At 41.8% G+C, this 16470-nt stretch carries 15 protein-coding genes; 13 read left to right on the forward strand and 2 right to left on the reverse strand.

The genetic code is table 11. The annotated features are described in order from the left end of the window. Window positions 1-86: 86 nt before the first annotated feature. Together MHH56_RS11455 and MHH56_RS11460 are read right to left on the reverse strand one after the other, a co-directional pair. Window positions 87-1148 carry an NAD(P)-dependent alcohol dehydrogenase gene (locus MHH56_RS11455; RefSeq protein ID WP_339208324.1) on the reverse strand — a complete coding sequence of 354 codons (1062 nt, stop codon included), beginning with the start codon at window positions 1146-1148 and terminating at the stop codon, window positions 87-89. A gap of 143 nt (window positions 1149-1291) precedes the next feature. Next, window positions 1292-1675 carry a MerR family transcriptional regulator gene (locus MHH56_RS11460; RefSeq protein WP_339208325.1) on the reverse strand — a complete coding sequence of 128 codons (384 nt, stop codon included), beginning with the start codon at window positions 1673-1675 and terminating at the stop codon, window positions 1292-1294. A gap of 218 nt (window positions 1676-1893) precedes the next feature. Here MHH56_RS11460 and MHH56_RS11465 point away from each other — a divergent pair, with 218 nt between their 5' ends. The 13 genes from MHH56_RS11465 to MHH56_RS11525 all read left to right on the forward strand — a co-directional run bounded on the left by MHH56_RS11465 (window position 1894) and on the right by MHH56_RS11525 (window position 16067). Further along, window positions 1894-3072, forward strand: a complete 1179-nt coding sequence (locus tag MHH56_RS11465) for an MFS transporter (RefSeq protein ID WP_339208327.1) — start codon at window positions 1894-1896, stop codon at window positions 3070-3072. Window positions 3073-3414: 342 nt separating this feature from the next. Then, a complete protein-coding gene (locus MHH56_RS11470; protein WP_339208328.1) occupies window positions 3415-4170 on the forward strand; it encodes a class I SAM-dependent methyltransferase in 756 nt (251 codons plus the stop codon). 596 nt (window positions 4171-4766) lie between these two features. Beyond that, window positions 4767-5255 carry a hypothetical protein gene (locus tag MHH56_RS11475; protein ID WP_339208329.1) on the forward strand — a complete coding sequence of 163 codons (489 nt, stop codon included), beginning with the start codon at window positions 4767-4769 and terminating at the stop codon, window positions 5253-5255. Window positions 5256-5339: 84 nt separating this feature from the next. After that, window positions 5340-5936, forward strand: a complete 597-nt coding sequence (locus MHH56_RS11480; RefSeq protein WP_339208331.1) for a hypothetical protein — start codon at window positions 5340-5342, stop codon at window positions 5934-5936. 206 nt (window positions 5937-6142) lie between these two features. Next, complete coding sequence (locus MHH56_RS11485; protein ID WP_076270629.1) at window positions 6143-6586, forward strand: cell wall hydrolase; 444 nt, start codon at window positions 6143-6145, stop codon at window positions 6584-6586. 556 nt (window positions 6587-7142) lie between these two features. Continuing rightward, window positions 7143-7568 carry a hypothetical protein gene (locus tag MHH56_RS11490; RefSeq protein WP_339208332.1) on the forward strand — a complete coding sequence of 142 codons (426 nt, stop codon included), beginning with the start codon at window positions 7143-7145 and terminating at the stop codon, window positions 7566-7568. Continuing rightward, window positions 7481-9046, forward strand: coding sequence for a helix-turn-helix domain-containing protein (locus MHH56_RS11495; RefSeq protein ID WP_339208335.1), 1566 nt, complete (start codon window positions 7481-7483; stop codon window positions 9044-9046). The genes MHH56_RS11490 and MHH56_RS11495 overlap by 88 nt, the downstream gene beginning before the upstream one ends. A gap of 287 nt (window positions 9047-9333) precedes the next feature. Next, a complete protein-coding gene (locus MHH56_RS11500) occupies window positions 9334-10254 on the forward strand; it encodes an ABC transporter permease subunit (RefSeq protein ID WP_339208337.1) in 921 nt (306 codons plus the stop codon). A 10-nt stretch (window positions 10255-10264) separates the two neighbouring features. Beyond that, window positions 10265-11125: a carbohydrate ABC transporter permease gene (locus tag MHH56_RS11505; protein ID WP_339208338.1), complete on the forward strand. Its 861-nt coding sequence runs from the start codon at window positions 10265-10267 to the stop codon at window positions 11123-11125. Window positions 11126-11183: 58 nt separating this feature from the next. Beyond that, window positions 11184-12809: an extracellular solute-binding protein gene (locus MHH56_RS11510; RefSeq protein ID WP_339208340.1), complete on the forward strand. Its 1626-nt coding sequence runs from the start codon at window positions 11184-11186 to the stop codon at window positions 12807-12809. Window positions 12810-12930: 121 nt separating this feature from the next. Next, on the forward strand, window positions 12931-13194 hold the full coding sequence (locus MHH56_RS11515) for a hypothetical protein (protein ID WP_339208341.1): 264 nt from the start codon (window positions 12931-12933) through the stop codon (window positions 13192-13194). Window positions 13195-13203: 9 nt separating this feature from the next. After that, the gene (locus tag MHH56_RS11520) at window positions 13204-14880 is read left to right on the forward strand and encodes an alginate lyase family protein (protein WP_339208343.1); all 1677 of its coding nucleotides are present in this window, start codon (window positions 13204-13206) and stop codon (window positions 14878-14880) included. A gap of 47 nt (window positions 14881-14927) precedes the next feature. After that, window positions 14928-16067 (forward strand): glycoside hydrolase family 88 protein, encoded by a 1140-nt coding sequence (locus MHH56_RS11525; protein WP_339208344.1) that lies wholly within the window; start codon window positions 14928-14930, stop codon window positions 16065-16067. Window positions 16068-16470: the final 403 nt, after the last annotated feature.

Below are 16470 nucleotides of genomic sequence, written 5' to 3' on the forward strand. Positions count from 1 at the left end.
AAAGCCATCGTTTTGGTCAAACTAAACGATGGCTTTTTTTCTTTTCATCAGGTCCGGTTTAAGTGGATATAAAGGATCAATGCGAGTTATAAAGTAGAAATGTCAATAACGAACCGATACCGCACATCACTTTTGAGAACACGTTCATACGATTCTTCGACTTGGTCTGCACTTATCACTTCAATCATAGGGGAAATACCGTGTTCAGCTGCGAAATCAAGCATTTCCTGTGTTTCACGAATTCCACCAACAAGTGAACCTGAAATGCTGCGACGACCCATAATTAAGGAAAATACGTGATACTTATCTGGTTCGGCTGGTGCACCAACATTTACAAGTGTCCCATCAACGCGCAGTAGTGATAAATACGCATCAACATCCAGATTTGCAGACACGGTGTTTAAGATCAAATCAAAACGACCCGCTAATTCTTTAAATGTAGCAGGTTCACTTGTAGCAAAGTAATGATCTGCGCCAAATTTCAATGCTTCTTCTTTCTTATCAATAGAGCGACTCAATACTGATACTTCAGCACCCATGGCATGAGCAAATTGAACTGCTACGTGGCCAAGACCTCCCATTCCGACAATGGCAACCTTCTTACCTGGGCCAGTATTCCAGTGTTTTAAAGGAGAGAATGTCGTAATGCCGGCACATAATAGTGGACTTGCCACATCCATATCCAGACCGTCTGGGATACGGACAACGAACCCTTCCTTTACAACGATTTTTTGGCTATATCCTCCGTATGTTGGATTACCATCATAGTCTAGACCGTTATATGTGTTGACTACACCCTTCGTACAATATTGCTCTTCTCCAATGAGACAATATTCGCATTCTCCGCAGGAATCAACAAAGCAGCCAACGCCAACACGGTCTCCAACAACAAACTTGGTGACCTCTGTCCCTACTGCTTCTACGACTCCGGCAATTTCATGACCAGGAACCATGGGGAATATTCCGCCACCCCATTCACCGAATGCACTGTGAATATCAGAGTGGCAAATGCCACTAAATTTAATATCTATTAAGATATCGTTTGGCCGTAAATCTCTTCGCTCAATAATGATCTTTTCAAATGGTGCTTTTGCACTTGGGACACTTAGAACACGTGTTGTAGAAATGTTTTTATGATTATTACACATAATAGATAATACAATCCTTTCTTTGGTAAAATAATAAGTTGATTGAAGAAGTAACTCGGATCAACTTATTTTAATAGCAAGATTAGCTTAATCCTTAATGTGGACTTTAAGGCAAGGGCTTTTTGAAAATTATTAAAAAGTTCTTATTTAAGATTCTCTTTGTAGTACTTCTTTTCTAATACATCGTAGTAATCTATTTTCAAATCAATTTTTATAAAAGCGTTATCCAAGTCTCGTTGTTTCTCCATCATTTTTTCTTTATGCTTTTCAAATATCTGTTTGCGTTGCGAGGCTGTGCTATCTCCTACTTTTGTTAATTCCACGATTGCACGTAACTCTGAAAGAGGGATGTCAGTTTTCCGTAAACATACAATAAGCTCTAACCATAATAAATCTGCTTCGTTAAAAATACGATTTCCATTTTCATCCCTTTTTATAAAAGGTAAAAGACCTTCTTGTTCATAATAACGGAGTGTATGTGCAGGCAAACCTATCTTATCTGCTGCTTCTTTGATATGAATTTCCATTTGAATCCTCCATATATCCTTATAATTATTTTGCTCTTATTAATGTGATCATCAGTTAGGTTTTATTATAGACCTTAAAGTGCACTTTAATGCAACAGCGCTTTCTCATCTTGTTCTAGTGATTTTAGATTATCGCTTGACTTAAAGTCGACTTTAAGAGTTATTGTTGCTTTGTTTAGAAAATAGTAAAGATACAAGGAAGGCTGGAGAGGCTTTTTATGGATAAACGAAGTAATTTGCTTATATTTATATTGGCGGTAGGAGTTTTCGGTATTTTGAATACTGAAATGGGTGTTATTGGTATATTGCCTTTGATAGCTGATTATTATGATGTCAGTGTATCAAAAGCTGGATTGTTTGTGAGTCTCTTTGCACTTGTGGTTGCAATTTCTGCTCCAAGTATGCCGCTATTGTTTTCAGGAATAAATCGCAAAAAGGCAATGTTACTTGTACTTGGTGTGTTTGTTTTGGGTAACTTAGTCTCGATAATTGCATCTAACTTTACAATTGCATTAATTGCTCGTGTGATTCCAGCTATTTTTCATCCCATTTATTGTTCAATGGCATTGACAGTAGCTGCTAACTCAGTGAGCAAAGAAAAAGCTCCAAAAGCTGTTTCCAAAATAATGTTGGGAGTATCTGCAGGTATGGTACTTGGTGTGCCAATTACTAGTTTTATAGCTAGTGAAACTTCGTTTGAAATGGCCATGTTATTCTTTGCTATCATTAATGCTTTAACATTCCTTGCTACATTGCTATTTGTACCATCTATGCCTGTTAAGGAAAGACTCACTTACGGATCACAGTTAAGCGTATTGAAAAATTCCATTACTTGGATTTCCATTGCCGCAGTTGTTTTTATAAATTCAGCAATATTTGGGGTTTACAGTTACCTTGCTGAGTATCTTGAAACCATTACTAATATTTCAGGGAAAACGATTAGTTTAATGTTAGTAGTATACGGTGGGGCAAATGTTATTGGAAACATTGTGGCTGGGATGTTACTTACTAAAAATGCCATCAAAACAGTAGCAATTTTTCCTTTCACATTAGGAGCAGTTTACATCTTGTTATTCTCATTTGGACAGTTCACTGTACCTATGGCTATCATTACTTTGGTTTGGGGAATATTAGCTGGTATTGGAGGTAATATCGCTCAATATTGGATCACGTCCGCAGCTCCCAAAGCTCCTGATTTCGCTAATGGATTATTTTTATCATCTGCTAATATAGGAACAACAATTGGTACAGCTGTAGGTGGATTATTTATATCAATAATCGGTACACAATACATTGTAGTAGGGGGATTACTATCATTGATATTGGGTGCGGTGTGTATTTTGCTAAGAAACAACATATTTAGTCCTAGAAAACAAGTTTCTATAGAAGAAATTTAATCCTGATTTTCAAATGTGCTGTGAGATGTGGGAGGGTTGACCGCCATTTTTTTCATTCACAACTTCGTTCCATCTAAATGTTATCTGAGAAGAAGAATACTTGGTCAAAATCTAAGAAAACGTGAGCATTTAAGAGAAAAGCGATTCTCCATATAGGGAGGTTAGCTTGGAAATGATCAAATCAAAAACATGAAATTAGAAAACCGTAAGTTACACTTTTTGGATAAAAGTAAATGAAATATAATGTCCTAGGAACGACTTAAGAGAAGTGACACAAGAGTTTAATAATTAAAAAATACACTTCACTAAATGAAAGTAATGAAATTAGGAGAGTGACGTGAGATGAACAGTAAAGAAAGCTTTTCGAACCGGGTTGATTCATATTTGAAGTATCGCCCGAGCTATCCGAAAGAGGCTGTTGATTATTTGTATGACTATGTCGGTTTGCGTTCGAACAGTAAAATAGCTGACATCGGTTCCGGTACAGGCATCTTTTCAAAACTACTTCTGGAACGCGGAAGCTATGTGATTGCGGTCGAGCCGAATCAGGCAATGCGGGTAGCCGCCGAGCAAATGTTAGAAAGCAATCCGAACTTTCAGAGTATATCAGGTTCTGCAGAATTCACTGGATTACCGGATCAGTCGGTTGAGTTTATTGTCTGCTCACAAGCGTTTCACTGGTTTGATCGCTTAGCAGCGCAAACCGAGTTTCGTAGAATTCTACAGCCGGGCGGGAGAGTAATACTAATCTGGAATTCCCGTCTTACAAGAGGTACTACATTTCGTGAAGAGTACGATCAACTGCTCCATACATACGGAACCGACTACGTAAAAGTTAATCATAAAAACATTTCTCAGTCGATGCTTCACTCTTTTTTCAAGGAAGGTACGATGCATGAGGTGCGATTCAGAATGAGCCAGGAGTTTGATTTCGAGGGCTTGAGAGGCCGGTTGCTACCATCTTCCTACAGCCCTGTACCTGGGCATCCCAATTACAAACCGATGATGACGGATCTGCGAAATCTATTTGATAGGAATAATCAGGATGGTTTTGTTCTATTCGATTATGAAACTGAGATATTTTGGGGAGAAGTATAGATCAAACTTCGATTATAGAGAATCATTTTGCTAATGGAGAACGCTAAATATATTAAAACTTCTCATTAAAAGAAACTATAGAATTATTAGGTTTAATGGGAAGTTTTATTATGAATTTAGGTGAATTGTTGAGACTGTATGTAGTCGATAAGCAGATTAAAGGATTTAGTCCAAACACTATAAAAGCATACGCCTTACAGCTACAGATGCTGGCTTCTAAATTTGGCTTTCCCTACTATCAGGTGATCATTAAAGCTTCTATTTGGCCCATTAATTAACGGCACTTTTTTCAAAATATTAGCCACTGTTACTCAAATAAAGATCAGTACAACTTAATATTGAACTTTATAAAAAAGGAACCTTTTATTATCGATGTGCGTCTATATTTACAGGACAATGATCTCCAGTACAGGGAGTTGATTCCTGTTTTAACGGTCTTTTTGGAAAGGAGTGCTCGAATAAAAAAATGTTGGATTCTTGTTTTACTGACGGAGAATGATAGTTGAATCATACTTAATGTTGAGCAGGTGAGTGTTAGCCTGTTCATTTTTATTAAACTAAGAGTGATGCAATTGTTGATAAAAATTAAAGGCCAAATGCAAATCATTTGGGTGGTGGGTAAACTGTTTCCTATAAAATTAACTCTAACAATGATAGTTGTTGCTACCCTCATTATTGGATGTATATCACAACCAGTAAGACCAGATGATAAAGTTATTGAGGCCTTTATTAGTGAAAATAACATTAACGTAATTGAGTTGGTGAAGTACAAGGAGTACACAGCAATTGCATATAAGAACGATACAGAGGTAGGTTTCTACTTGGATCAATCAGGTAATGGAACATTTTCGAAACATTGGGAGAATGTAGAGGGGGCAAAGATTCCACAGCGATTCATTGGAGGTTTTTCTGACAAATACTTAGTTGAATTTATCATCGATGAGAGTATTTTAAATAAAATAAACACTTATACAACCAGAATAGGAACCTTTACAAAAGAACCAAATCAGAAGTGCTTTATATTTCCTACAGGAACTGGTGGTATTCAGTATTTTGACAAAAACAATAAACCGATTGAATTTTAGGAATTAAAATGGGTTGTACTAATGGAGAACGATTGTTCAATTTTAGAGAGATACTACATGGCAATAACTAAAAGGAGTCTAAGAATGACAAAAACGCAACTGCTACTGGCTGTTCAACTGCTGGTTTTCGTTCTTGCCGGTTGTTCTGATAACCAGGAAGATATCGCCTCAAAGAATAACCATACCAACTTATCTGTTTCGCCTACCCAGAATATCGAAAACACCATTGATTCTGGAGAACATTCGAATTCAAGCCGACCAAATTCATTGATCGAAAACGGCATCTCCAATTTGGAATTGACCCTGCCGAAGGGATGGAGCCTGAATATGGAAGACCACTTTGGCGCATCCCTCACCGACGAGAATGGAATCAATCTCGGAAGTGTTGTCACGTACCCGTATACTGACGATTTCAGTTTTAACATGTATAAGCCGAACCATAGTGAAATTACATATGAAGAAGTAATTGATACTTCCATCGGTAGCGGCAAGCTGTATACGCTTGACGCGGATAACGGTACGGCAGCCTCAGGTCTGACCGGCACGCATGACGTCTATTTCGCAGTCATACCTATTCAAGACAAAAAAATATATGTATTGGAATTCACGAAGCATGATAAAGAGGCATCGACCAAAAAACAATTTATCAGTTTACTGAATGGGTTGCAGTTAAAAAAGTGAATGTCAGCCAAGCGGGGCCTTTTGGAACTGAACGTAATCCTTTTTATAATTAGTGGAATGTAGATCTTAACAAGCAACCAATATTTCATTAAACTAACGGGCAGAAGAGTGTGGTGGGCAATTTATTATCGCTCTTTCTTATGCCAGAGTAACACATTCGCTTCACCTACAATATGATGAGTCTAGAAATCTAAAGAGGTGAGTCAATGGCAGTCGTAAAAGCAAGGCAACAGGATATTAACATGTTGGCAAGGTTGCTTCGAGCTGAAGCTGAGACCGAAGGCGAAATGGGAATGCTGCTTGTTGGAAATGTTGGCATTAACCGAATAAGAGGGAATTGCTCCGATTTTAAAGATATCCGGACAATTCCCCAAATGATCAACCAGGAGCATGCGTTCGAAGCGTTGCAACATAGTTTGTACTATCAAAATGCAAGAGACAGGGAACGCCGTCTGGCGCAACGGGCAGTGAATGGGGAGCGGAATTGGCCAGCCAAATTCTCCCTATGGTATTTCCGTCCAGGATCGTTCGAAAATCCCGGTCCATGTCCGCCAACTTGGTATAATCAGCCGCTCGCAGGACGGTGGAAGAAGCACTGCTTTTATGAACCGACCGGGGAAGAATGTGAAAATATCTATAATACGTTTTAATTTTATAAATGCAAAGAGCTCATTAGTATCTCATAACCCGACTTGTCACAGCCATGTGTCGGTTGACAACAACTTAATCTCATTAAGTGCCGCGTAAATCGCGGCTTTTTTGTGTTTAGTGGAATAAAGTTGTTGTTGGGTTAGAGATTGAACTGACGAATAACTATACCTCAACATTAACAAAGACAAAGCTGTCGATTTTGTACGATTATACATGTAACTCATATGAATATACATGGATGAGTACTATTATTTTCTCTACAATTAGACAATAGGTCTTGTGAGTTTTGGTGATGGACGGTATTTTCACATTCCTAAATAGTGTAAGTTATGATATTTTCGAAAGATTGTAAGCGCATACGAAGACCCAATGAGGATACAAGCTTTCTTATTAGGTTATTTTCAGCTCAGAAGGAATTGCCAAGGGGAGATAAAATTGCTTAGAAAGTCTTTTTTCACAAAACTACTTATCGCTTATCTTATTATTGTATTCGCTTACACTATGATTGCGGTCTGCCTGTCTTTCTTTAAGGACAGCCAAAGAGTGCGATCGGAATTGAGTCAAAACCAGCAAAATTATCTCATGCAATCTCGCGACAATATTGACACCAAACTCGGCGTTTCTTTCAACTTAATCGCGCAATTGAAATTAGATGAGCATGTTGTTAAATTCGCTGAAAAAGATCGTAATTACTATGAGATCACACAAACTTCTTATGCATTGCAAAATCATATAGACGCATTCTCTGAATTCGGCTATAGCATCGATCTAATGAAGACTAACGACGATTTGGTCATTACGCCGCAAATTTCATCGGATAGAAGACGCTATATGGAAGATATGGGAATAACGTTACGCTCAAATCAAGCTTTGACGATAAACGGGGGAAGCAATTGCTTGCCTATCCACTGCGAGAACTTGATGAACAGGCAACCGGGGACTATACGAAGCTATCCAATGATGAATTTGATTTCCATTTGATTCGCTCAAAAACGATGCCACAATGGACGTATATGTATGTTACACAGAACTACTCGTTGGTAGATTCCTTTTCACCGAATTTGAAAGGGACTGTGCTTTTATTAGCCATTCTTATCTTTGTGGGACTAGCATTCGCCTATATGGTTTCCAAGCGCATGTACCGACCTGTCGGTCATCTTGTCGGATTGTTCAAAAGCTACGGGGAACCTACGGGAGCAGACGAATTCGCCTTCCTGAATGAGACGGTGACGAGTATAAGTAAGGCTAATGAACAGATGAAAACCGCGTTGCATGAGCACAGGCTTTCAATGAGAGACAAGTTCCTGCGGGATTTGCTCTATGGACTCGTTCCTCCTGACAAGGTGGATGACCTGCTAAATACACATCAACTGCAAAGCCTATCTACCGCTTTAAGCGTTTGCGTAGTTTCATTCTCGAACGATAAAGAATTGGAGGAGCAATATTCGAAAGACGCAATTCTTACGATAAAATCAAAGACTTCTTTGATCATTCATGAACAAATGAAAGTCTATTTCCCTTGCGAGCTGCTTGATCATGATTTCACCAAATTTGTCTTCATAATCAAGGATTCAGATACGGAATCCATTCAGAAGAAGCTCATGAAAGCGATGGCTCAAATCGAGGACGCACATGCGTACGGATTGACTGCAGCTGTCGGCAGGCCTGTAGCCTCTGCTGGCGAAATTGACCGCTCCTTTATCCAGGCACTTGATACTCTGAAGAGAAAATCGGCAGTTGATAAGACTTCCGTCATTACTTATAAACAGCTCAGTCAAGTTCAGATGGTCAGCTATTATTATCCTATCGATACGGAGCGAGAGCTGATCAGCTATGTGATTCGCTGCAAGCGGGAAAATGCATTACATACACTAAACCTCCTTCTATCGGAAAATTTGGAGCAAAGACAGTTAACGCCGCAGCAGCTCGACCAGTTCTGTTTGCTTGTATTAGCTACTCTGAGTCGAATTATCCAGCAACTGAACATGTCCTTCGAAGAGTTTGTTCAAGCTCACAAAGAATCTTTGGACATCGTTCAGAACGGCGAATCGAAGGAACGAATGGTTTCGGCCATCACGACCCTGTTTGGCGCCATGATTGATACAATTGATCAGCAAAATGAGATGATGGATAACAGCACGGTCCAACGTATGATCGAATATATACATGACAACTACAACAAGGATTTATCGCTTAGCATGATAGCGGAGGAGTTTAACTTCTCTCCTGGTTACGTCAGCATCGCGTTCAAAAATCATTCCGGCGAAAATTTTAAAGATTATTTAAATTTTTATCGCGTGCAGCAAGCGAAAGAAATGATGCGCCAGCAGAAAGATATTAAGATTGGCGATTTGGCACTGATGGTCGGTTGCAACAATGCAAACACGTTTATTCGAATGTTCCGCAAGTATGAAGGTTTAGCTCCCGGCCAGTACGCAAAAAAGCTTAGCGAGAAGTAGTAAGGCTTCATACAATGAGAATCGTTGATTCATAAAAAGCCGCCTAGCCTAAGTGCCAGGCGGCTTTTGTATATTCGACTGACACTTTCCTTAATGAAGGGAAATTGTTGATACATGAAATAATGCACATTATGGACTACGACATAAAGAGTTGATGCTAGATGAAATAATGGCGATAGACAGCGCTTTCATTCGTATCTATAGTTTGAATTGCAACGCTGACCTTTCAAATGGGAGCGCTCCTAAGAAAATCAGCTAAACATCATTGCGAGAGGAGAAGAGGACGCGTGCTGCTTAACTTTAAACAAATAAAAGCCAACCTGATCAGGGACCGTTACCTTTATCTGCTCCTGATACCGTTCCTGGCTTGGTATATCATTTTTGCGTATAAGCCGATGTATGGCTTGCAAATCGCCTTTAAGGATTTCAGTGTATATAAAGGAATCGAAGCGAGTCCTTGGGTTGGGTTTGAACATTTCGAGACGTTTTTTAAAAGTCCATATTTTTGGCGGCTATTAAAAAACACCGTGTTGCTCAGTTTTTATCAATTGCTGTTCGCATTTCCAGTGCCGATTATCCTCGCTTTGTTACTAAACGAATTGAAGAGCGGGATTTTCAAAGCAACAGTGCAGACTTTTACGTATTTGCCCCATTTTATTTCGGTCGTTGTCGTAGCTGGGATTGTTACCAACTTTTTGGCTCCTAGCAACGGTATTATCAATATCCTCATTGAGATGGTAGGGGGCGAAAAGCAATACTTTTTGACCAATCCCGATTATTTCCGTACGATTTTTATCGGGTCCATGGATATTTGGAAGGAAGCGGGATTTGGTACTATCATCTATTTAGCCGCTTTGTCTGGTGTCAATCCTGCCTTGTACGAAGCAGCGGTTATCGATGGAGCTAATAGATGGAAGCAAACATGGCACATCACACTTCCCGCTATCATTCCGACGATCGCAATCATGCTTGTCATGAAGGTGGGTTCCATGCTGGAAGTTGGATATGAAGCGATCATTCTTCTATATCAGCCGGCTACCTATGAGGCGGCCGACGTTATTAACACCTACGTGTACCGGTCCGGTCTTCAGGATGCACGTTACGACCTGGCGACAGCGGTGGGATTGTTCAATGCCGTCGTTGGATTTATTCTCGTCGTATTTGCCAACAAGACGAGCAAGAAGTTAACGGAGACTGGATTATGGTAGGTGATGGAAGATGAAAAAAACCAGAGGCGAAAAGCTGTTTTATATTTTTAATTGTGTACTTCTTGGAATTATCGCTTTGCTTGCGTTGTACCCGTTTGTTTATGTCTTATCTGCATCGATGAGCTCCTCCCAATCGGTCGTTACAGGCAAGGTGATCTTGCTGCCGCACGATATTAACTTTGACTCCTATGCAAAGGTACTATCGGAAAAGGGAATTTGGATTGCCTATTTAAACACGTTTTATTACACCATTTTCGGTGTAATCGTCAATTTAATTCTCACCATTTGTGGTGCCTATGCCTTGTCCAAGAAACGGGTTATGGGGCGTACGGCCATCAGCTTCTTTATCGCGCTGACGATGTGGTTCCAACCCGGCATGATTCCGACCTATCTTAATTTTCGAGATTTGAACATGCTCGACAGTAGATTTACGATTATTATCGGTTTCGCGATTACGACTTTCTATGTCTTCCTCATGAGAACGTTCTTCCAGACCATTCCGGAGGAACTCGAAGAAGCGGCAAAGGTTGATGGTGCAAATGATCTTACGATCTTATGGAAAGTGTATTTGCCGCTGTCCAAAGCTTCGCTTGTGACGATCGGATTGTTCTATGCGGTACACCGTTGGAACGGCTATTTCTGGACGATGATCCTCCTCAGCGACGAGAGTAAGGTACCGCTGCAAGTCCTGCTAAAGAAACTTATCGTAGAGATGAACGTGAGCGACGAGATGGGCAATATGGCGATATATTCAAAGGAAACAATTATTTATGCAACTATTATCGTTTCCATTATTCCGATTGTTGCAGCCTATCCCTTCATTCAGAAATACTTTGTCAAAGGCACCATGATCGGCTCCGTCAAAGGCTAGTGGCTGCTTCAATCTTTTTATTATGAAATCAAGAAACCAATATTGGGAGGTCATAAATGTGGGTAACAAAAAAAGGATAAAAGCATCTGCCTTAATCATGGTGACAGTCGGTATGCTGCTAGCGGGCTGTAGCAACAATAATGTGCCGCAAAATAGTGGAAGTTCGGCGATTGATTCAAAAGAGACGGATACAAAGCAGCTATCCGGGCAACTGATCGCAAAAGACCCACTTGAGCTGACGATCCATATGCATTACTCAGATAAGTTTATTTTCGACGATAACTGGCCCATCTTCAAAGAAGCGGCAGCGATGACCAATATTAAGTTGAAAGGAACGGCATCATCTAAAGCTTCGACGAATAGTAAAGAACTGTTCAATACAATGATGGCTTCTGGGAAAATTCCTGATTTGGTTCATCATCAAATTAAGGAGCAGTACGACAGCCTTGGGGTTGAAGGAGCCTTTCTTGAGCTAGATGGACTGATTGAAGAACATGCCCCGAACATTAAAAAGTTCTTTTCCGAACATCCTGATGCAGCCAAATATATGAAAGCCAATAACGGCAAAACGTATTTCCTTAACTTTACTCCGGATGGACCGGCTGCCAGGGGCTGGTTTGTGCGCCAGGATTGGCTGGAAAAACTGGGACTTGAGCAACCGAAAACGGTAGATGAGCTGTATGTACTATTGAAAGCATTCAAAGAAAAGGATCCGAACGGCAACGGAGCAAAGGATGAAATTCCATATTTCAGCAGGTCGAAGCTGGATGGAATTTACGACCTGCTGATCCAGTGGGGTGTGCAGGGCGGGGCCGATGCGGCCAAACGTGGATTTTACGCGGACAACGGTGTCGTCAAGTACGGCATGTATGAGCCAGGATATAAGACGGCAATCGAGAATATTGCGAAGTGGTACAAGGAAGGCTTAATCGATAAAGAAATTTTCACCCGCGGAGCGAAAGCGCGTGACATTTTGCTCGGAGACAATGTCGGCGGCATGACACACGATTGGTTCGCCAGCACGGCTAATTTCAATGATATTCTTGCGTATAAGATTCCTAGCTTCTCCTTTGTTCCGATGACGCCACCAATGAATACCGAGGGCAAAGTCGTCGAAGAGAGTTCCCGTAAAGGGACGCATGCGAGCGGATGGGGAATCTCAGCGAGTACCAAGCATCCCGTCGAAGCGATCAAATATATGGATTTCTGGTTCTCCGAGGAGGGTCGGAGACTGATGAACTTTGGCATCGAAGGAAAGGACTATGACCTCGTGGACGGCAAGCCTAAGTTTAAAGACTCCGTATTGAAAAATAAAGAAAAGACAGTTATTCAACAGCTTCAGGAAGAGGGAGCTCAGATCGAGCTTGCCTTCCATCAAGACTATGCTTACGAAGAACAATGGACAAACGCGACTGCGTTGAAAGGTATCAAGGAATACATTGACAATGGTTATATTATGCAAGCCTACCCGCCGATCTCGTATACGGATGAGGAACGGACCAAATTTGAAGAGCTAAACGCGGGCGTATTGACCTACGTCGAGGAAAAGCTGCAGAGATGGGTGCTCGGCGTAGAACCGATCAACGATGAGACATTCAGCAAGTATATTAAGGAGTTGGAAGACTTAGGCATCAAGCAATTGCTTGAACTGGAACAAGGTGCATATGACCGTTACATGAAATAGTTGGAACCCCTCCCTCCGGAGTTGTGATCATTTCGGAGGGAGTATTCCTTCTGAATTGTACACGTTATCGAAAATCTGCTAGGGAGCATAGAAATGAAAATAATATGATGGAGATGAAGAAATGAATCTGCAATCATTGTTGATTGAGCCGATAAGTACAACAGAGCTGCTAGCTAACTTGCGTTCGCGGCTAGAGCCGATGGAAGATAAAGCCGCCTATATAGCAGCCCATATGCCTGATCATGTGCGCGAGACGATCGCGAATGCCGAACTCGCTTATCGAGGTATGATTATGCTTCCCGGTACGGGGGGAGTCAGGGAGTTTGTAGGGCACCCGCCTAACTGGCTGGAGCGCAGACATAATGATAATGAATATTTATGGTAGCTGAATCGCATGACACATTGGCAGGACTTGCTGGAAGCCTATTCTCTCACTAAGGATGAAAAGTACGGTCTCAAGGTCATCGACGAAATGATGGACTGGATCGAGCTAGTCACTATTCCCGAGGACTTACTCGATAAGCCGCTTGACTATTTTACGGAATGCCATCCGCTCAGGGTTTTGGAGATTGGTATTCGAGCCTACAAAATTTGGCCGCTTATCCTGGAGCATCTAGGTCATTCGGAGCTGTTTACGGAGGCAGTGTTGGAGCAGTATTTAACGGTCATTTACAAGCAAATAAAAGCTCTGCGCAGCGTGTCGCCTCAGCTGTGGCCTAAAGCGGATCATAATCATTATTTAATGGAGTGTTTGGGTCTTCTGACGACGGCACTTTATTTTCCCGAGCTGAAAGAAGCGGAGGAATGGAAGGCTTTTGCGATCGATGGCATCGAAAAGTGCAGTATAGCGCAGCTGACGGAGGACGGCGGTCAAATCGAGGGCTGCCCATCGTATCATAATGGCTGCATGTTCTGGTTCGGGCTGGCTGTGGTTATGGCTAAACGCTTCCATTTTCAGTTCTCACCAGCGTACATGGAGCGGTTTAGAAAAAACTTGGATTACTCGATCTACTCGTTAAGACCAACCGGGAAATGTGTACCTGTCGGCGATTCCTATGCGAATCCCCTTGCTGTAATGTCCGGCGTCTATGGGTATTTTGCATTGGAGGATGTATCCTGGCTCGGACTTGCAACGAATTTAATCGATGTGACCGAGGTGGTACGGGAAGCAAGCAAGCATGTATGGAGGGCGCTCAATGTCCGCAAATTCGTGGAAGAGCTGTATTCTCTGCAGGGCAGACAGTTTGTATTGGATAAGCCCACGACGTTTTGGAATCGCACGTTGCATCAAGCGATTATCCGCAGCGGCTGGGATTCAAAGGCTCTCAGTTTTTTGTTTACATGTAAAAGCCCTGTTCAAAATGCCCATGCCCATATTGATTTAATGAGCTTTGATTTTACTGCGCTCGGAAAAGACATGATTTGCGATCCCGGATTTTTTTGTTATCGAGATGATGAGGACCGCAAACAGTTCAAGAGTTCAAATTATCACTCTACGCTGCTAATCGATGAGCGAGATCATTTCGAGTATATTCGCCCCTTTCAATACGGACCGCAAAAACCCGGCGGAATCTACAATGTGGAGGATAGAGGTTTCTACAAGCTCGCCAGCGCCTGCCATACAAACTACGAACCGGTGATTCATCACAGGCATATTTCACTGGTTGATAATCGGTTCGTTCTTATTGCGGACCTTGTAGAAGGGCTGGATAATCATAGCGTTCAGCGCTATTTCCATCTGGATTTTGTCGAGGTAAAGGAGAACTTGGGCGGCGTGATTGCGACGAGCGAAATTGCGAATCTGGCGATTGCGACAAGCCATATAGGGGAATTGGATTTTCTACAAGGAAGGTTGTCTGATGAGACCGATCTCTCAAGGCCTTCGACAAGGGTACGCTTCCAAGATAGATTCAGCGGTACGGTTGCTTTCTTGACGGTGCTTATTCCTTTCCAAGTGGGGCAGCAGCCTGCCGTTCAGATTGTTGAAACAGCGGATGGTGTATTTAACTTCGAGCTTGGAGAGCGATACTTTGTTTCGATACACGAAAGAGATATGCGCATATCCAAATAGGTTTGAAAAGGCAAAACCCTTAGAAAGATATGAATAGGAGTGAAAAGATGTTGAACCTACAGACTGACGATCAAATTTGGGTTGAAAATGTTATTTCCAAAATAACAGCCAAAATGGGCGCAGTAAGTGAAAGATCAAGCAGCAAAATTCCATATACCACTAGTAACGGTGAGCACGATAACCAGATCAAGAAAGATATCAACTGGTGGACAAATGGATTCTGGGGCGGCATGATGTGGCTTATGTACCATGAAACCGGGGCTCAGGAGTACAAGGATATCGCCAATTTCACGGAAGATGCTTTGGATGCTTGTCTCCATCAATTCTACGGTCTGCATCATGATGTCGGTTTTATGTGGCTGCCTACGAGTGTGGCCAATTATAAAGTTACAGGTAATCTGGAATCCCGCAAGAGGGCACTGCATGCCGCCAACTTGCTTGCTGGACGATTAAACTTGGTGGGCGGGTTTATCCGCGCTTGGAACGATGATACAACCAGCGAAGATACGAGAGGGTGGGCGATCGTGGATTGCATGATGAATCTTCCTCTTCTGTATTGGGCGAGCGAAGAGACCAATGATCCGCGATATGCGCAAATCGCGATGAAGCATGCGGACACAGCTCTCGATGCTTTTATTAGGCCGGACGGTTCCGTGAATCATATCGTGGAGTTCGACCCATTCAAGGGAAGCGTTGTCCGAACTTATGGCGGTCAAGGATTCGAGGAAGGCTCGTCGTGGACGCGTGGGCAGACGTGGGCTTTGTACGGCTTTATGATCAGTTATAAGCATACAGGGAAGCAGGAGTATTTGCAGGCAGCCAAACGCGTGGCGCATTATTTTATGGCGAATACTCCGGATAACGGCATTATTCCGATCGATTTCCGTCAACCGAACGAGCCCGCTTACGAAGATTCCACGGCAGCGGCGATCGCGGCTTGCGGACTGATCGAAATCGCCAAAGCAGTTGGCGAGTACGAAAAGGAAGTCTATCTGAAGGCCGCACTGAAGCTGCTGAAAACGTTGGACGTTTCTCGCTGCGACTGGACGACGGATTCCGATCATCTGTTGATCAATGGTTCAGCAGCGTATCATCATCATGACATTCATATTTCAATCATTTATGGCGACTATTACTTCATGGAAGCTGTTTTCAAGCTAAAAGGGAACGACTTGTTTTTGTGGTAGTAAAATGATGAGAAACAACGAGAATATCATCCTAGCAATAAATTGTAGTAAGTAAGTTGAAATGCTAGATCTGTTGGTTAGCTTGAAATATCGCGGGAGCAGGAGAAGTGCATTCACTGCGTTTTCGGGAAACGGTAGAGATACTTAAGGATAAACGGATTAAGAAGATATTTTATTTGGGGTGAGCCTCTCTGCAGGGTGATGCGGGGAGGTTTTTCCTTTTGCCTGCTGATGTTGTTAGACTAACGGGCAGTTTAGGTTTAGCATAGAAATGGCTAAATCGAAAACATGAAACAGAAAACCTGAAAGTTACACTTTTTGAATAAAAGTAAATGCAATATAATGTCCTAGCAGCCTCCTAAATGAAGTAAATGCTGAAATTAGGATTCGAGGACAGAATGGA

It is taken from the genome of Paenibacillus sp. FSL K6-3182 (assembly GCF_037976325.1).
GTDB lineage: Bacteria > Bacillota > Bacilli > Paenibacillales > Paenibacillaceae > Pristimantibacillus.